Origin of the sequence: Streptomyces sp. STR69, from assembly GCF_024519455.1 — a bacterium.
In the GTDB taxonomy this organism is placed as follows: domain Bacteria; phylum Actinomycetota; class Actinomycetes; order Streptomycetales; family Streptomycetaceae; genus Streptomyces.
The window spans coordinates 112838-129832 of record NZ_JALJRY010000009.1 but is presented as its reverse complement, the minus strand read 5'-3'; the positions used below and the strand labels follow the sequence as shown (position 1 = coordinate 129832).

Sequence of the window (16995 nt, the reverse complement as noted above, 5' to 3'; positions counted from 1 at the left end):
AGAACAGCGCCGGCCCAACTAGAGATCTTGAGGAGACGGCGCTCGCACCCCTGGTTCACGGGCAGCCGCCGCCTGGCCCGTTCGGTACGCGGGCCGCTGTGCCTACAAGAGTTGCGCGTCTCACGAAAAAAGGAACTTGCGTTTCACAGAGTGAGACGCGAGTATCGTTTCATGGACAACAGTAGCGGCGTCGGCGTCCTGGACAAGGCAGCCCTTGTCCTGGGCGCTCTGGAGTCCGGTCCGGCCACCCTCGCGGGTCTGGTCGCGGCGACCGGGCTGGCACGACCCACGGCACACCGGCTGGCCGTGGCCTTGGAACACCACCGCATGGTGGCGCGCGACATGCAGGGCCGTTTCATTCTCGGCCCCCGGCTCGCCGAGCTGGCCGCGGCGGCCGGCGAGGACCGTCTGCTCGCCACGGCGGGCCCGGTGCTCACGCATCTGCGGGACATCACGGGCGAGAGCGCGCAGCTCTACCGCCGCCAGGGCGACATGCGCATCTGCGTGGCCGCGGCGGAACGCCTGTCCGGACTCCGGGACACGGTCCCGGTCGGCTCGACCCTCACCATGAAAGCCGGTTCGTCCGCGCAGATCCTGATGGCCTGGGAAGAGCCGGAGCGCCTGCACCGCGGCCTCCAGGGCGCCCGCTTCACCGCCACGGCCCTCTCGGGCGTACGGCGCCGGGGCTGGGCCCAGTCCATCGGCGAGCGCGAGCCGGGCGTCGCGTCCGTCTCCGCGCCGGTGCGCGGCCCCTCGAACCGTGTGGTGGCCGCGGTGTCCGTCTCCGGCCCCATCGAGCGCCTGACGCGCCACCCGGGCCGTATGCACGCCCAGGCGGTCATCGACGCCGCCGCCCGCCTCTCCGAGGCCCTGCGCCGCACCGGCTGATCCCCCGGAACGTCACAGAAGGGCCTGCCTCAACGCCGCGGCAGGCCCTCCGTCATGTCCGGACCTACTCGGAGGTCACCCGCTCCGACCGGTACGCGAACCGGTCCTTCGCCCGGCGCCCCCGCTGCTCCACCGGCACCTGTCCGTGCGCCGCCGCGAGTCCGAAGGCCGGCATGTCGGCGTAGATCGCCTCGTACGACCCCTCGGGCACCACATAGCTCTCGTGCCACAGCCCGACGTGCCCGCGCACCTTCCCGGCCTTCTCCTTGCGGTTGATGACGGCCCACGCCCTGTGGTGGAACATGTCGGGCGAACTCGCGTACGAGTAGAGCTTCTCCTTGGACTCCCAGTACTGGACGACGTAGTACGTCCGCGGGGACGCCGTCAGCAGTACATGCCCGAGCAGTCCGCGACCGGGATCCTTCCCCAACTCCCGCAGCATGCGCGGCATCGCGAGGAGGACCGGCACCCAGTGATGCACGGCCCAGAAGTGGTTGATGCGCATGCCGATCAGCAGCACCACCACCTCCCCCTCGGCGGCAGCGGTGGTACGGCCGTTGACAGCCTTCGCGAACATGACGCCCCCTTGTTGGGTACCGGCACTATCCGATGACCCGTGTTTGGATAGTGCCGGTACCCGAGGAAGGACGCAAGACATGCGGCTGGCCGAGTTGAGCGAGCGCAGCGGTGTGTCCATCGCGACGATCAAGTACTACCTGCGCGAAGGCCTGTTGAACCCCGGCCGCCAGGTCAACACGACCACCGCCGAGTACGACGAGGAGCAGCTGCGCCGGCTGCGGCTGGTGCGCGCGATGATCCAGGTCGGCCGGCTCCCGGTGGCCACGGTCCGCGAGGTGCTCGGGCATGTCGACGACGACTCCCTCGGCCGTACGATCCGGCTGGGCGCGGCCCTTTGGGCGTTGCCGCAGGTTCCGGAGCCGGACGCGGAGGACGAGCACGTACAGGCGGCGCATCACGAGGTCGACAAACTCCTGGAGACTCTCGGCTGGTCCAACTCCCAGGCCCTGACGACCATTTCGCCGTCCTACCGCTCACTGGTGGTGGCAGTGGCCGCACTTCGCCGGCTCGGGTACGACTGGCCCCCCGAACTGGTCGTGAACTACGCCAAGTTGATGCATCAGGCGGCCGTCCTGGACCTGGACTTCGTGGAGACGCACCCCTCGGAGGCCGAGAAGGTGGAGACGGCGGTCGCGGGCGCGATCTTCGTCGAGCCGGTGCTCCAGGCACTGCACCGGCTGGCGCAGGAGGAGGAGTCGGCGCGACGGTACGGTTTCGAGTGAGCCGGGCACGCGAAAGGCCCCCCACCGAAGTGGAGGGCCTTTCGTCTACGTACCCCCGACCGGATTCGAACCGGCGCTACTGCCGTGAGAGGGCAGCGTGCTAGGCCGCTACACAACGGGGGCCCTAGCGATCCTGCATGAGAGGCGGCGGGTGCGACCCGGCCACCTTCCTGGGAAGGATCTGTACCCCCGACCGGATTCGAACCGGCGCTACTGCCGTGAGAGGGCAGCGTGCTAGGCCGCTACACAACGGGGGCGTTGCAGATGAGAGCTGGCCTACCAGGACTCGAACCTAGAATGACGGTACCAGAAACCGTAGTGTTGCCAATTACACCATAGGCCACTAAAACACAAGCCCTTGCGGGGATTCTGTTCCAGTTGACGCCTCCGGTTCTTGGCCTTTCGGCCCGCTCTCCGGCGGCGCAGGAACAACATTACCTGAAGGTGGACGGGGCTCCAAAACGGGTATCGGTGCCGAGCAGAGCGGGGAGTTCGGTGAGGGAGCCGATCCTGTGCCGCCCCACCAGGGCCTCGACGGAGGCGTGCCCGCCGTGCCGGTCGATCCAGACGGAGAGCAGACCGGCGTCCGCGGCGCCCCGCCCGTCGATCTCCGGGTGATCGCCGACATACGCCACCTCGTGCGGCGGCAGTTCCAGCGCCTCGCAGGCCGCGAGGAAGGCGCCGGCCTCGGGTTTGGAGACTCCCAGTTCGGCCGCGCACAGGATGACCTCGAAGCGGTCGTGCACCCCGAGGGTGCGCAGCTTGCGGTCCTGCACGGTGAGGCTGGAGTTGGAGAGGACGGCGTGCCGGTGGGTGGCCGCGAGGGCGTCCAGGACGGGCAGGACGTCCGGGAAGAGGGCCCAGGCCGTCTCGTAGTGGGTCTTGTAGCGCCGGAACCAGTCCTCGGCCTCGGTGTCGGTCAGCTCCCGGTCCAGGAAGTGCCGGACCCGGTCCAGCCGCTGCCCCTCGAAGGAGACCTCCCCGGCGGAGAACCGTGCCCAGTGGAACTCGGTGGCCACCCGCCAGCGTTCCAGGGCCGCCACCAGGCTCGCGTGCCCGTCGAGCAGTCCCTCGGCCGCCAAGTGCTCTCGCATGGCCGCTCGGTCCGCGCCGGTGTAGTCGAACAGGGTGTCGTCCACGTCCCAGACCACGGCCCGAATGCTCATGATCCGACAATAACGTGGGCCCCGCAGCGCGTCAGCGCCCCGAGCGGTACCCGGATCACCGGGTACCGCCCCTTCTGTGCGCGTCGGTCAGGCCGCCAGTTTCGCCAGGGCCGCGTCGATCCTGGAGAGGGTCTTCTCCTTGCCCAGGATCTCCAGGGACTCGAAGAGCGGCAGGCCGATCGTGCGGCCGGTGACGGCGACACGGACCGGGGCCTGGGCCTTGCCGAGCTTGAGGCCGTGGGTCTCGCCTGCGGCCAGGACGGCCTCCTTGAGGGACTCGGGCGAGGTCCAGTCGGCCGACTCCAGCTGCTCACGGGCCGTGCGGAGAAGGGCGTCGGAGCCCTCCTTCATGGCCTTCGTCCAGGACGCCTCGTCCTCGACCGGCTCGGCCAGGAAGAGGAAGTCGACGTTGTCCGTGATCTCGGAGAGGACCTTGAGGCGGGTCTGCGCGTGCGGTGCGACGGCCTGCCACTTGGCCTCGTCGAAGTCCTCCGGCGCCCAGGGGGCGAACGGGGCGCGCAGCCACGGGGCGCAGCGCTCGGTGAAGTCCTTCACGTCGAGCAGGCGGATGTGGTCGCCGTTGATCGACTCGCACTTCTTCAGGTCGAAGCGGGCCGGGTTGGGGTTCACGTCGCCGATCTCGAAGGCCGCGACCATCTCGTCCATCGAGAAGACGTCCCGGTCGGCCGCGAGCGACCAGCCCAGCAGGGAAAGGTAGTTGAGCAGTCCCTCGGGCAGGAAGCCGCGCTCCCTGTAGAGGTTGAGCGAGGACTCCGGGTCGCGCTTGGAGAGCTTCTTGTTGCCCTCGCCCATCACGTACGGCAAGTGCCCGAAGGACGGCACCGACTTGGCGACACCCAGCTCGATCAGTGCCTTGTAGAGGGCGATCTGACGGGGCGTCGAGGAGAGCAGGTCCTCACCGCGCAGGACGTGGGTGATCTCCATCAGGGCGTCGTCGACCGGGTTGACGAGCGTGTACAGCGGGGCGCCGTTGGCTCGCACGATCCCGTAGTCCGGGACGTTCTCCGGGGTGAACGTCAGCTCGCCGCGGACCAGGTCGGTGAAGGTGATCGTCTCGTCGGGCATCCGGAAGCGGACGATCGGCGTGCGGCCCTCGGCCTTGTACGCCTCGACCTGCTCGGCGGTGAGGGCGCGGCAGTGGCCGTCGTAACCGGAGGGCTTGCCGGCGGCGCGGGCGGCGTCGCGGCGGGCGTCCAGCTCCGCGGTGGAGCAGTAGCAGTCGTAGGCGTGGCCGGCGTCCTGGAGCTTCTTCGCGATGTCCTTGTAGATGTCCATGCGCTGCGACTGGCGGTAGGGCGCGTGCGGGCCGCCGATCTCGGGGCCCTCGTCCCAGTCGAAGCCCAACCAGCGCATCGCGTCGAGGAGTTGGCCGTAGGACTCCTCGGAGTCGCGGGCCGCGTCGGTGTCCTCGATGCGGAAGACCAGCGTGCCCTGGTGGTGGCGGGCGAAGGCCCAGTTGAACAGGGCGGTGCGGACCAGGCCGACGTGGGGATTGCCGGTCGGCGAGGGGCAGAAACGGACACGGACTGCTGGGGCGGATGCGCTAGCCACGCTTGACAACCTTGTTGGTGAGAGTGCCGATGCCTTCGATGGTGACGGCGACCTCGTCGCCGACGGTGAGCGGTCCGACGCCTGCCGGGGTGCCCGTGAGGATCACGTCGCCGGGGAGCAGCGTCATGGCCTCGGTGATGTTGACGATCAGGTCCTCGATCGAGTGGATCATCTCGCTGGTGCGGCCGAGCTGCCGTTGCTGTCCGTTGACCGTGAGCTGGATGGTGAGGTCGCTCGGGTCGAGGTCCGTCTCCACCCAGGGGCCGAGCGGGCAGGAGGTGTCGAAGCCCTTGGCGCGGGCCCACTGCTTCTCACGCTTCTGGACGTCGCGCGCGGTGATGTCGTTGGCGCAGGTGTAGCCGAGGATGACGTCCTTGACGCGCTCGCGCGGGACCTCGCGGCACATCCGGCCGATGACGACGGCCAGTTCGGCCTCGTGGTGGAGGTCCTCGGTGAAGGAGGGGTACTGGATGTCGTCGCCGGAGCCGATCACGGAGGTGGACGGCTTGAAGAAGGCGAAGGGGACGTCCGGCACCTCGTTGCCCAGTTCGCGGGCGTGCTCGGCGTAGTTGCGGCCGTAGGCGACGACCTTGTTCGGGAGCACCGGCGGCAGCAGCCTGACCTTGCTCAGCGGGACCTTCGTGCCGGAGAGTTCGAAGTCCGCGAACGGGATGCCCTTGATGATGTCGAGGACGAGCTCGTCCGGCTTGTCGCCCTCGACCGCGCCGAAGGCGACGTTCCCGTCGATGGAGAATCTGGCGATGCGCACGGGATCCTGGCGCCCCTCACTGAGCTGGCTGGAGTCTGACGCTCCAGGCTAACGCGGTGCGGGGGCGCCTCCTCGCGCAATTACTCCGCGGCGGCGCCGGCCGGGATCTCCATGAGGATCGTGCGGCGCGGGTTGGCGGTCTGGGCCGGCAGGTCGAGCGAGTGCTCCGGCTGCTCCGGCGTCTGCAGTTCGTCGGCGTCGGAGAGGTGCGCCAGCGTCGTGCGTCGCGGGTTGGCAATGTTGCGGAACATCATCGTCGTCTTCACTGTTGTACTCGACCCTCGTCAGTCCGTGGGTGGGTGGTTGACAGATTGTGCCCTCATGTAAAGCGTCAGGCTAAACATCCAATTCCCGGCCGAACGCGTGAAGAGCCCATGATCCGCATGTGAGTTTGCTCACCACCCTGTGGGCATACCGACCAATTCGGACCCGCAACTCACCTCAACGAAACGGACATTGACCCCCTGAAGCTGTCATTCCGCTCCTGATCATGGCGACTTGGGCACAACCCACGCCCTACGGGATGGTGGGGATTTGCCCACTTTGGAGTGAATAGCTTTCTACGTCTCGTGACACTGTCCTCACGGGGTGTCACACAGGTCACAGCCTGGCCTACGGGCCTTGTTGGAGATCCGGCACTGTGCTGGAATTCCACGGACCGCCGCAGAATCAGCCCGGCGCGCAGGGGGCGCAACGCAGCGCCGAGGGCGGCGGAAGGGGGAGCAGCGCCGGTCACTCACGACCACACATGGGGTGCGCGTTCAGGGCGCTCCCCAAGACGCCGACACCGTCCTTCCGTTCGCGCGGGGGACGCCTGGTCCAGAGGTTGCGACGCTAGTGCAGGGACGTTTCAAGAGGGATGGCAGTGCTCCGGCGGAGCCGGAGCCGCATGGCGGGGCTGGCCCCAACACCGGCAGCTCCTCGCCCCAGCACGCCCAGAACCCGGGCCCGGCACCGTCAGGCGACGGCGGGGGCCCAGGGCGCCCCGGTGTGTCCGCAGCCCCGACCCCCGCGCCCTCGGTGAAGCCACCGAGCGGCACGCCCGGACCCGGCTCGCGCGTCGCTCTGCGCAACTGGCGCATCTCCACGCGCCTGGTGTCGCTGCTCGCGCTCCCCGTGGTCGCGGCCACCTCGCTGGGCGCCCTGCGCATCAGCGACTCCATGACCGACATCCAGCAGCTCGACAACATGAAGCTGCTGACGGACATGACCAAGCAGGCCACCGAGCTGGCCACCGCGCTCCAGGAGGAGCGCGACCAGTCGGCCGGTCCCCTGTCGCACGGTGGCAAGGCCACCGACTACGAGGTCAAGGGCTACGAGGAGAAGACCGACCGGGCCCGCGACAACTTCATCAACTCCTCTGAAGAGATCGACAGCGCCAGCAAGAACGGAAACCTGCAGGGCGTCCGCGAGACCGTGGTCGGTCTCGCCACCGAGCTGGACAACCTCGACCGGATCCGCAAGACGGCGTACCAGTCGAAGGGCAACTCGACGCAGACCGTCGACGCCTACCACCGTCTGATCACCCAGCTGCTCGACCTCTCGCAGGACATGGCGGAGGCGACCAGCAACCCGGAGATGATCCAGCGCACGCGCGCCCTGGCCGCCTTCTCCTCGGCCAAGGAGTTCGCGTCCGTGCAGCGCGCCGTCATCGCGGCGGCCCTGCCCGACAACAACACGACGACGGGCAACCTCTCCGACAACGACCGGCTGTACGCCGACTCCGCGCTGGAGAGCGAGAAGTCGGACCTGAGCATCTTCCGCAACATCTACGGCGACCAGGGTGCCGAGGAGCTCATCCAGCCGATCGAGGACGGCAACGCCACGATCGACGCCGCGGACAAGTACGCGGAGCGCGCCCTCGCCAACACGAACGGTCTGAAGTCGCTCGACAAGCGGTCCTACAGGGACTGGGTGGACGACAGCTCCACCAAGATCGAGCAGATGAAGAAGATCGAGCACACGCTCCTTGAGGACATGGAGCAGAAGGCCCGCGAGCTGCGCTCCGCCTCCGAGCGCGAGGCGATCATCTCCGGTGCGCTGATCCTGCTCGTGCTCGGTGTCTCCCTCGTCGGCGCCTTCGTCATCGCCCGGTCCATGATCCGCTCGCTGCGCCGGCTCCAGGAGACCGCCAACCGGGTCGCCCAGGACCGGCTGCCCGAGCTGGTCAAGCAGCTCTCCGAGTCCGACCCGCAGGACGTCGACACGTCCGTGGAGTCGGTCGGTGTGCACTCCCGGGACGAGATCGGCCAGGTGGCCGCGGCCTTCGACGACGTGCACCGCGAGGCAGTCCGCCTCGCCGCCGAGCAGGCCCTCCTGCGAGGCAACGTCAACGCGATGTTCACCAACCTCTCGCGCCGCTCCCAGGGCCTCATCCAGCGTCAGCTCTCGCTCATCTCCGAGCTGGAGTCCCGCGAGGCCGACCCGGACCAGCTGTCCTCGCTCTTCAAGCTCGACCACCTCGCGACCCGCATGCGCCGTAACGGTGAGAACCTTCTCGTTCTCGCCGGTGAAGAGCCCGGCCGCCGCTGGACCCGCCCGGTCCCGCTGGTCGACGTGCTCCGCGCCGCCGCCTCCGAGGTGGAGCAGTACGAGCGCATCGAGCTCTCCTCCGTGCCGACCACCGAAGTAGCCGGCCGGGTGGTCAACGACCTCGTGCACCTGCTCGCAGAGCTGCTGGAGAACGCGACCTCGTTCTCCTCGCCGCAGACCAAGGTCAAGGTCACCGGTCACGCGCTGCCCGACGGCCGCGTCCTGATCGAGATCCACGACACCGGTATCGGCCTCTCCCCCGAGGACCTCGCGGCGATCAACGAGCGACTCGCCTCGCCGCCCACCGTGGACGTCTCGGTCTCGCGCCGCATGGGTCTGTTCGTGGTCGGCCGACTGTCCCAGCGGCACGGCATCCGTATCCAGCTGCGCCCCTCCGACTCCGGTGGTACGACCGCGCTGGTCATGCTCCCGGTCGACGTCGCCCAGGGCGGCAAGAAGCCCGCTCCGGGCAAGCCCGGCCAGGCCGCTGTCGGTGCGGCGGCTGCCGCCGCCGGTGCCGGTGCGGCCCGCCGGGGCAACGGTCAGGGCGGCTCCACCCTCGGCGCGGGTGCGCCGGGGAACGGCGGACTGCTCGGTGCCGGTGCCGCCCCGCGCGGCCAGGTCGGTTCCGGTCAGGGCCCGCGGGCCGCGCTGCCCGGTGCGGGCGGTGGACGTCCGGGTGGTCCCGGTGCTCCGGGCGCTCCCGGCGGTGCGCGTGGACCGCAGGGTCCCTCGGCGCCGCAGGGCCGTCCGGCCGCCGGCTCCGGCGCCGGTCTCTTCGGCCAGGCGCCGAGCGCCCCGCAGGGGCTGCAGGCCGCTGGCACGGGTACTCCGCAGGGCTTCGGTGACGGACGCCAGGACGCCTTCGGAGGCACACCTCCGCAGCAGCAGAACGGCGCGGTTCCTCCGCAGCGTGCGAACAACGAGCCCGAGCCGCCCCGCGGTGGTGGCCGGCGCCGTGGGCGTCAGCCGCAGCTCCCGCCGCGCGGTGGTGCGCGGGCCGAGCTGCCGGGCGGCAACAACCAGCGCCCCAGCTGGAGCGACGAGAACGCGCAGCCCCCGCTGGGCCGCGGCAACCTCGACGCCCCGCGCGGTCACGACGAGCGGGACGCCGAGCAGACCTCCCGGATGCCGCGCATCGACGACCGTCAGGGCCCCGGCACCGCCGAGATGCCGGCGATCCCCCGCCTCGACGCGCAGGACAGCAGGCAGTTCCCGCGTCCGGGTACGAGCGGACCGCAGGACACCGGCTCGTTCCCGCGCCCCGCTGCGGGCGGACCGCAGGACACGGGTTCCTTCCCCCGGCCGAACGCCAACGGGTCCCAGAACACGGGCCAGTTCCCGCGTCCGGGCGCCAACGGGTCGCAGTCCAACGGCCAGTTCCCGCGGCAGGACTTCGACACCCCGCGTCCCGGCTCCAACTCGCAGCAGAACGGCGGCCAGTTCGTCCGCTCGGACGTTTTCGGCGCTCCGAACAGCCCGGCCAACAACCCGTCCAACCCGGCCAACACGGGACAGTTCGCCGTCCCGCAGGCCTACGACGGCAGCTCCACCGGCCAGTTCGCGACGCCCGGTTTTGACAACGGGTCCACCGGTCAGCACAATCTGCCGGGCCGTCAGAACCCCGGGAACACCGGGCAGTTCGACCGTCCGCAGGTCAACGGGAATCGCAACGGCGCCGACTTCGGCACCGCGCGTCCGCCCGCCCCGCAGCGTCCCACCCGCCAGGAGCCCGAGGCGTTGCCGCCTGCCACGGGTCCCGGTGACGGCAGGACGCCGCTGTACGACACGCTGGAGACCAACTGGTTCCACGGCCAGCAGGCGGAAGCGCAGAGCCAGAGCAACGGCTCCGCACCCGCCCCGCAGCCGCAGGCACCGATGGCTCCGGCGACACCCCCTCAGCGTCCCACGGGCGGTACCTGGCGCAGCTCGCCGAACGACGATCTCGTTCGGCAGGCAGAGCGCGTACGGCAACCGGCCGCGGGCGGCGTCACCACCTCCGGCCTGCCGCGCCGGGTGCCCAGGGCGAACCTCGTCCCGGGCACGGCTCAGCAGCAACAGCACCAAACCGGTCCGCAGGTCTCGCGTGCGCCTGATGACGTACGCGGCCGGCTGACCAATCTCCGTCGGGGCATCGCACAGGGCCGCCAGGCCGGTACGGGTACCGGCCAGACCGGCAGCTTCCCCAGCCCCACTCACCAGCAGGAGCGTTAGTTGAGCCAGATGAGCCAGGCGGCACAGAACCTCAACTGGTTGATAACCAACTTCGTGGACAACACCCCCGGTGTGTCCCACACCGTCGTCGTATCCGCCGACGGACTCCTTCTGGCCATGTCGGAAGGCTTCCCGCGCGACCGCGCCGACCAACTCGCGGCCGTGGCGTCCGGGCTGACCTCACTGACGGCCGGGGCCTCCCGGATCTTCGAGGGCGGCGATGTGGCGCAGACGGTCGTGGAGATGGAGCGAGGGTTCCTCTTCCTCATGTCCGTCTCGGACGGCTCGTCGCTGGCGGTGCTCGCGCATCCCGAATGCGACATCGGCCTCGTCGGCTACGAGATGGCACTGCTCGTCGACCGTGCAGGGGCGGTCCTCACGCCGGACCTGCGCGCCGAACTCCAGGGCAGTCTGCTTCACTGACCGGCCCCGGCACCACCCGTCTCACCAAATCACCGTCCGGCCGCCACAATCCCCCCACCGGCCCTGTCAGACGGCTAGCCCGACCGACTTGCTGTCCCGCCCGGAGGATTCATGACCCCGCCCACCGCCTCTCATGATCCGTACGCCGAGCCGTACGGGGACGAGGGCGACCAGCCGCTGGTACGTCCTTACGCGATGACCGGCGGCCGGACCCGGCCGCGCTATCAGCTCGCCATCGAGGCACTGATCAGCACCACGGCCGACCCGGCAGCGCTGATGGGACTGCTCCCTGAGCACCAGCGCATCTGCCACCTGTGCCGTGAGGTCAAGTCGGTCGCGGAGGTGTCGGCACTCCTCGCCATGCCCCTCGGTGTGGCGCGGATCCTCGTCGCGGACCTCGCCGAGGCCGGACTGGTGGCCATCCACCAGCCGGGCGGCGACGAGAACAACGGCGGCGCTCCGGACGTGACGCTGCTCGAAAGGGTGCTCAGTGGACTTCGCAAGCTCTGACGGAGGGCGGGCGACCACCTCCGCGAAGATCGTGGTGGCGGGTGGCTTCGGCGTCGGCAAGACCACGTTCGTGGGTGCCGTCTCCGAGATCAACCCGCTGCGCACGGAGGCCGTCATGACGTCCGCCTCGGCGGGCATCGACGACCTCACCCACACCGGGGACAAGACCACCACCACGGTGGCCATGGACTTCGGCCGTATCACCCTGGACCAGGACCTGATCCTGTACCTCTTCGGTACACCGGGTCAGGACCGTTTCTGGTTCATGTGGGACGACCTGGTGCGCGGCGCGATCGGCGCCGTCGTCCTGGTGGACACCCGCCGTCTCGCCGACTGCTTCCCCGCGGTCGACTACTTCGAGAACAGCGGGCTGCCCTTCGTCATAGCCCTCAACGGGTTCGACGGCCACCAGCCGTACAACCCGGAGGAGGTGCGCGAGGCCCTGCAGATCGGGCCGGACGCGCCGATCATCACGACGGACGCCCGGCACCGTTCGGACGCCAAGAGTGCGCTGATCACGCTGGTCGAGCACGCGCTGATGGCCCGACTCCGGTAGCTGTTGGCGGGCCTCGACATGCAGTTCTCAAGTCGGCAGCGCCATACGGCAGTTGTCGTAGACACCCCGGAGCCGGCTGTGGCCTTTGACACGGTCGGCCCCGGTGTTCATAACGTTTCGGCAGAGGAATCCGGTGGTACCGCAACGCGTCGCGGTCATCCGGTACCACTGCGCTAACAAAGCCCCGTCTTTTGGCGGGGCTCGCTCTTTATGACCGTTTTATCTGGGGCTTACATCACTCGGAATCTGCCGTTCCGACTGTTTGGAATCGCGCAGGCTGACGTGCTGGAATGCCTGAACTGCCCAATAGTCAACGACGTACTCATCGTCAGAGCTCGTTGACGGGCCTGAGACACTGCGGCACGAGGATAGGTGCCGACCGCCGGAAGGTTGTTGGTCGAGTGAGGCGAAGCAAGAACGGTCCCGAGCCGTCGGCCCGGGGCAACTTCACCCCGCCGCCGCGCGGAGCGGCGCCCGCCCCTGTGCCAGGCTCGGAGCCCTCGGCACCGCCCCCTCCCAGCGGGGGCCGTTTCTCGCCCCGCAACTGGCGGGTGCCGACCAGGCTGAACGCGATCCTGCTCATACCCGTGGGCGTCGGCCTCATCATGGGCGGCTTCCAGGTCAAGAACTCGATCGACACCTGGCAGAACGCCGAGGACGCGGAGAAGACCGCCCGCGTGGTGCAGGCCGCGCTGACCTACAGCAACGCGATCACCAACGAGCGTGACGTGACCGCCGCTCCGCTGCTGGAGGGCAAGGGCCAGAAGAACGCGACGGTCGTGGCGGCCCGCAAGGCCACCGACGACGCCGCCGACGTCTTCGACAAGGCCGCGCAGAACATGCCGGACCAGTCGGGCCTGCAGCGTCGGCTCAGCCGCTTCCGCAAGGTGGAGCCGCAGCTGCAGTCGATCCGGAACGTCGCCTACACCTCCAAGATGAAGGGCGTGCAGACCGAGGAGAGCTACGTCAACCTGGAGCACCCGCTCCTGGAGTTCTCCAACGAACTCGGCCTCGGCACCGGCAACATCACCAGCTACGGCCGCTCGGTCTACGCCATCGCACTGGCCAAGGGCGCGCTCTCCCTGGAGCGCTCCATCGGCACGCACCTGCTGGTGAATCCCGGCCCCGACGCGAACAGCCTGGCCACCCAGCGCACCGCCCTCACCTCGTACGCCTACCTGGAGGGCATCGCCATCCAGGAGTACCAGGCCGGTGGTACCGACGCGGACATCGCGAAGCTGAACACCGCCCTGGCCAAGGTGCAGACCGACGGCGCGGCCATGGTCAAGCAGGCCGCCGCGCAGGCGAAGGCCGCCGGCAAGACGTATGTGCCGCCGCCGACCGACCCGGTCAAGACGGTCACGGCCATGTCGCAGCTGCAGACCACGGACGTCTCGGCGCGCACCGCCCTCGCCGCGCAGGGCATCACCGCGCAGAACTGGTGGGCGGGCACGACCCTCAAGTACGAGGCGTACCGCAAGATCGAGGAGGACAAGGCCGACATCGCGGTGAGCGAGGCCTCCGACATCGCGAACAACGCGAAGCGCGACGCCATCATCACCGGTGCCGCCGTCGTCGTCGCCCTGCTCCTCGCCTTCATCCTGGCCGGTGCGGTGGCCCGCCAGATGAGCCGCGCGATGCGCCAGTTGCGCAACGCCGCCTTCGGCATCGCCGAGCAGCGGCTGCCGATGCTGGTCGACCAGCTCTCGCGCACCGACCCCGGCCGCGTCGACACCCGGGTCCAGCCGATCCCCATCACCACCACGGACGAGATCGGCGAAGTCGCGAGAGCCTTCGACCAGGTCCACCGCGAGGCCGTACGACTGGCCGCCGAGCAGGCCCTCCTGCGGGGCAACATCAACGCGATCTTCACCAACCTCTCGCGCCGCAACCAGTCGCTGATCGAGGGCCAACTGACCCTCATCACCGACCTGGAGAACAACGAGGCCGACCCGGACCAGCTGGAGAACCTCTTCCGCCTGGACCACCTCGCGACCCGTATGCGCCGCAACGGCGAGAACCTCCTCGTTCTCGCCGGCGAGGAGCCCGGCCGCCGCTGGGACCAGCCGGTCCCGCTGGTCGACGTGCTCCGCGCCGCCTCCTCCGAGGTGGAGCAGTACGAGCGCATCGAGCTGTCGGGTGTCCCGGAGGCCGAGATCCACGGCCGCGCCGTGACCGACCTCGTGCACCTGCTGGCCGAGCTGCTGGAGAACGCGACGACGTTCTCCTCCCCGCAGACCAAGGTCCGCGTCACCGCGACCCGTCTCCCCGACGGCCGCGTCATGATCGAGATCCACGACAAGGGCATCGGCCTCACCGCCGAGGACTTCGCGGACATCAACCACAAGTTGGCCAACCCGCCGACCGTGGACGTCGCGATCTCCCAGCGCATGGGCCTGTTCGTGGTCGGCCGCCTCTCCGACCGGCACGGCATCCGCGTCCAGCTCCGCCCCTCGGGCGAGCAGGCCGGCACCACCTCGCTGGTCATGCTGCCCGACGCGATCACCCACGGTGGCGGTGGCGAACAGCAGCTCCAGCGCGACGAGTTCACCGTCTCGCAGATCATGCCGGAGCAGCCGCAGTACCAGGGCGAGGACTTCAACCACGCCCCGATCCGTACGGCCGCCGAGCTGGGCTTCGACGACACCCGCTACCCCGAGGTGCCGGACGACATCCGCGAGCTCGACCCGGTCGGCCGCTCGCTGATGCGCGAGGAGCGCCGGGCGGCCCTGGAGTCCCAGAAGCCGGGCCAGGAGGCCCTTGAGCCGGGCGCCTACCCGGAGTTCGCCGAGTTCGAGGAACCGCAGCAGCAGCCGTACGCCGAGAACGGCCAGCAGGGGTACCAGGAGCAGCCGACCGCGTACAACGGGCAGCCGACGTACGAGGAGCAGCAGCAGACGTCGTACGACGAGCCGCTTCAGCCCGCGTACGACGAGCAGTACTTCGCGCCGAACGGCAACGGGACGCAGAACGACACCTTCGCCGACTCCTTCTCGGCCAACGGCGGTTACCCGGAGCCCGGGTATGCGGAGCCGGTGCAGGAGGAGCACGCGTCGGCGCACTCCGTGGCCCCGGAGACGTATCCGGGCTTCGAAGAGCCGTCCTATCAGGACGACTGGCCGCAGCAGGACGGTTACCGCAACGGTTACCCGGACCAGTACGCTCCGGAACCGGAACCTTCGCAGGCCGCTGACGTGAGTGAGCGGGATCACGTAGGCTTCGACCGTCCGGGACCGGCCCCCTCGGCTGTCCACGCGCTGACCGACGCCGGGCTGCCGCGCCGCGGTTCGGCCGCGAAAGGCACCAACGGTTCGCAGCCCGCGCGCCAGGAGTCGACGGCCACCGCCCCGGAGAGCAACACCAACATCTTCGGTACGGCGAACGGCACCGCGAACGGAAACGGCAGCGCCAACGGCAGCACCGGGACCGTGGACTGGCGCTCGGCGAACGACGAGCGGTGGCAGCAGGCCTCGGCGCTGAAGAAGCCGAAGGCCGGCGGGGTCACCTCCTCCGGCCTGCCGAGGCGGGTGCCCAAGGCCAACCTGGTCGAGGGCACCGCCGAGAGCACCCCTCAGGGCGGCCCCCAGGTCTCCCGCGCTCCCGAGGACATCCGGGGCAGGCTCAGCAACCTGCGCCGCGGCGTCCAGCGGGGTCGCAGCGCAGGAAGCGAAACGAACGGTCAGGGCTTCGGCTCTGACAGCACCTACAACCAGGAGCGTTAGTGTGAGCCCGATGAGCCAGGCGGCGCAGAACCTGAACTGGTTGATCACCAACTTCGTGGACAACACCCCCGGTGTGTCGCACACGGTGGTGGTCTCCGCCGACGGACTCCTTCTGGCGATGTCCGAAGGTTTCCCGCGTGACCGTGCCGATCAGCTGGCGGCCGTCGCGTCGGGTCTGACCTCGCTGACCGCCGGTGCCTCGCGCATCTTCGAGGGCGGCAGCGTGAACCAGACGGTTGTGGAGATGGAGCGGGGATTCCTCTTCATCATGTCCGTGTCCGACGGTTCCTCGCTCGCGGTACTCGCACACCCCGAGGCGGACATCGGCCTCATTGGGTACGAGATGGCCCTTCTGGTGGACCGCGCGGGCACGGTCCTGACCCCGGACCTTCGAGCAGAGCTCCAGGGGAGCCTTCTCAACTAACAGACGGACGGTGCGTTTTGGCGTCCCGAGGCCATAAGGTTTCGGGACGCGGCTCCACATTGATGGGTGCCCGGCACAGTCGGAGGAGGAGAAAGTGGCAACACCCCCAGGCGGTTCGTCTTCGGGCAACTGGTCGTACGGCCCCGGCCAGGGGCAGGGCGACGGTTCCCAGAACCGGTACAACTTCCCCTCCTCGCCGTCCCCGCGTCACCCTCAGTACCCGCAGGGCCCCGGACCGTCGCCGTACGACCAGCCGCCGGCGCCGCGCATCCAGCCCGTGCAGCCGCACCGACGTTCCCCCGAGGCCGCGCCCGCGGGTTCGTCGAGCAATCCCCTGGTGCGTCCGTACGCCATGACCGGTGGCCGGACCCGCCCCCGCTACCAGCTCGCCATCGAGGCGCTGGTGCACACCACCGCGCAGCCGCACCAGATGCAGGGCCAGTTGCCCGAGCATCAGCGGATCTGCAACCTCTGCCGGGAGATCAAGTCGGTGGCCGAGATCTCGGCCCTCCTGACGATCCCTCTCGGTGTGGCCAGGATCCTCGTCGCCGACTTGGCGGAGGCGGGCCTGGTCGCCATTCATCAGCCCGGCGGCGACGAGAACGCCGGCGGCCAGCCAGATGTGACACTGCTCGAAAGGGTGCTCAGTGGACTTCGCAAGCTCTAGCGGAGGGCCTTCCCGCTCCACCACCTCGGCGAAGATCGTGGTGGCGGGTGGCTTCGGCGTGGGCAAGACCACGTTCGTCGGGGCCGTCTCGGAGATCAACCCGCTGCGTACCGAGGCTGTGATGACGTCCGCGTCCGCGGGCATCGACGACCTCACCCACACCGGAGACAAGACGACCACCACGGTCGCCATGGACTTCGGCCGTATCACCCTGGACCAGGACCTGATCCTGTACCTCTTCGGTACACCCG

15 protein-coding genes and 3 tRNA genes are annotated in these 16995 nt (G+C 69.2%); 10 read left to right on the top strand and 8 right to left on the bottom strand.

The window, feature by feature from the left end; genetic code table 11:
- Positions 1-171: 171 nt before the first annotated feature.
- On the top strand, positions 172-888 hold the full coding sequence (gene ndgR / locus OC490_RS18685) for an IclR family transcriptional regulator NdgR (RefSeq protein WP_019068721.1): 717 nt from the start codon (positions 172-174) through the stop codon (positions 886-888).
- A gap of 64 nt (positions 889-952) precedes the next feature.
- On the opposite strand, the gene OC490_RS18680 is transcribed toward ndgR, so the two are convergent.
- Positions 953-1465 (bottom strand): DUF4188 domain-containing protein, encoded by a 513-nt coding sequence (locus tag OC490_RS18680; protein ID WP_262059091.1) that lies wholly within the window; start codon positions 1463-1465, stop codon positions 953-955.
- 79 nt (positions 1466-1544) lie between these two features.
- Between OC490_RS18680 and OC490_RS18675 the strand changes: the two genes are divergently transcribed.
- Positions 1545-2189 (top strand): MerR family transcriptional regulator, encoded by a 645-nt coding sequence (locus tag OC490_RS18675; RefSeq protein ID WP_262059090.1) that lies wholly within the window; start codon positions 1545-1547, stop codon positions 2187-2189.
- 50 nt (positions 2190-2239) lie between these two features.
- On the opposite strand, the gene OC490_RS18670 is transcribed toward OC490_RS18675, so the two are convergent.
- From OC490_RS18670 to OC490_RS18640, 7 genes are all read right to left on the bottom strand, one after another.
- A tRNA-Glu gene (locus OC490_RS18670) sits at positions 2240-2312 on the bottom strand.
- A gap of 61 nt (positions 2313-2373) precedes the next feature.
- A tRNA-Glu gene (locus OC490_RS18665) sits at positions 2374-2446 on the bottom strand.
- A 14-nt stretch (positions 2447-2460) separates the two neighbouring features.
- Positions 2461-2532: transfer RNA gene (locus tag OC490_RS18660), tRNA-Gln, on the bottom strand.
- 91 nt (positions 2533-2623) lie between these two features.
- Positions 2624-3355: an HAD family hydrolase gene (locus OC490_RS18655; RefSeq protein ID WP_262059089.1), complete on the bottom strand. Its 732-nt coding sequence runs from the start codon at positions 3353-3355 to the stop codon at positions 2624-2626.
- 87 nt (positions 3356-3442) lie between these two features.
- Positions 3443-4927 (bottom strand): glutamate--tRNA ligase, encoded by a 1485-nt coding sequence (gltX, locus tag OC490_RS18650; RefSeq protein WP_262059088.1) that lies wholly within the window; start codon positions 4925-4927, stop codon positions 3443-3445.
- Entirely contained in the window at positions 4920-5696 is a 777-nt protein-coding gene (locus OC490_RS18645) for a fumarylacetoacetate hydrolase family protein (RefSeq protein WP_200713355.1), read from the bottom strand. Before OC490_RS18645 ends, gltX begins: the two co-directional genes overlap by 8 nt.
- 80 nt (positions 5697-5776) lie before the next feature.
- Positions 5777-5962 (bottom strand): hypothetical protein, encoded by a 186-nt coding sequence (locus OC490_RS18640; protein WP_262059087.1) that lies wholly within the window; start codon positions 5960-5962, stop codon positions 5777-5779.
- A gap of 571 nt (positions 5963-6533) precedes the next feature.
- On the opposite strand from OC490_RS18640, the gene OC490_RS18635 reads away from it, so the two are divergent.
- From OC490_RS18635 to OC490_RS18600, 8 genes are all read left to right on the top strand, one after another.
- Entirely contained in the window at positions 6534-10442 is a 3909-nt protein-coding gene (locus OC490_RS18635; RefSeq protein ID WP_262059086.1) for a sensor histidine kinase, read from the top strand.
- Between the two features lie 9 nt (positions 10443-10451).
- Positions 10452-10865 carry a roadblock/LC7 domain-containing protein gene (locus OC490_RS18630; RefSeq protein ID WP_005479910.1) on the top strand — a complete coding sequence of 138 codons (414 nt, stop codon included), beginning with the start codon at positions 10452-10454 and terminating at the stop codon, positions 10863-10865.
- Positions 10866-10976: 111 nt separating this feature from the next.
- Positions 10977-11375 carry a DUF742 domain-containing protein gene (locus OC490_RS18625; RefSeq protein ID WP_019058642.1) on the top strand — a complete coding sequence of 133 codons (399 nt, stop codon included), beginning with the start codon at positions 10977-10979 and terminating at the stop codon, positions 11373-11375.
- Positions 11356-11931, top strand: a complete 576-nt coding sequence (locus tag OC490_RS18620; protein WP_006375318.1) for a GTP-binding protein — start codon at positions 11356-11358, stop codon at positions 11929-11931. The genes OC490_RS18625 and OC490_RS18620 overlap by 20 nt, the downstream gene beginning before the upstream one ends.
- Before the next feature lie 401 nt (positions 11932-12332).
- The gene (locus OC490_RS18615; RefSeq protein WP_262059085.1) at positions 12333-15653 is read left to right on the top strand and encodes a nitrate- and nitrite sensing domain-containing protein; all 3321 of its coding nucleotides are present in this window, start codon (positions 12333-12335) and stop codon (positions 15651-15653) included.
- Between the two features lie 10 nt (positions 15654-15663).
- Complete coding sequence (locus OC490_RS18610; RefSeq protein WP_005479603.1) at positions 15664-16077, top strand: roadblock/LC7 domain-containing protein; 414 nt, start codon at positions 15664-15666, stop codon at positions 16075-16077.
- Positions 16078-16171: 94 nt separating this feature from the next.
- Complete coding sequence (locus tag OC490_RS18605) at positions 16172-16744, top strand: DUF742 domain-containing protein (RefSeq protein WP_026178547.1); 573 nt, start codon at positions 16172-16174, stop codon at positions 16742-16744.
- The coding region (locus OC490_RS18600) for an ATP/GTP-binding protein (RefSeq protein ID WP_176945263.1) at positions 16725-16995 on the top strand (271 nt) is incomplete at its 3' end. The genes OC490_RS18605 and OC490_RS18600, both read left to right, overlap by 20 nt.

What these genes read in the sequence shown, in the direction of transcription:
- ndgR (WP_019068721.1), top strand. Translation starts at nt 172, where the DNA reads ATGGACAACAGTAGCGGCGTCGGCGTCCTGGACAAGGCAGCCCTTGTC.
- OC490_RS18680 (WP_262059091.1), bottom strand. Translation starts at nt 1,465, where the DNA reads ATGTTCGCGAAGGCTGTCAACGGCCGTACCACCGCTGCCGCCGAGGGG.
- OC490_RS18610 (WP_005479603.1), top strand. Translation starts at nt 15,664, where the DNA reads ATGAGCCAGGCGGCGCAGAACCTGAACTGGTTGATCACCAACTTCGTG.
- OC490_RS18630 (WP_005479910.1), top strand. Translation starts at nt 10,452, where the DNA reads ATGAGCCAGGCGGCACAGAACCTCAACTGGTTGATAACCAACTTCGTG.
- OC490_RS18655 (WP_262059089.1), bottom strand. Translation starts at nt 3,355, where the DNA reads ATGAGCATTCGGGCCGTGGTCTGGGACGTGGACGACACCCTGTTCGAC.
- OC490_RS18625 (WP_019058642.1), top strand. Translation starts at nt 10,977, where the DNA reads ATGACCCCGCCCACCGCCTCTCATGATCCGTACGCCGAGCCGTACGGG.
- OC490_RS18675 (WP_262059090.1), top strand. Translation starts at nt 1,545, where the DNA reads ATGCGGCTGGCCGAGTTGAGCGAGCGCAGCGGTGTGTCCATCGCGACG.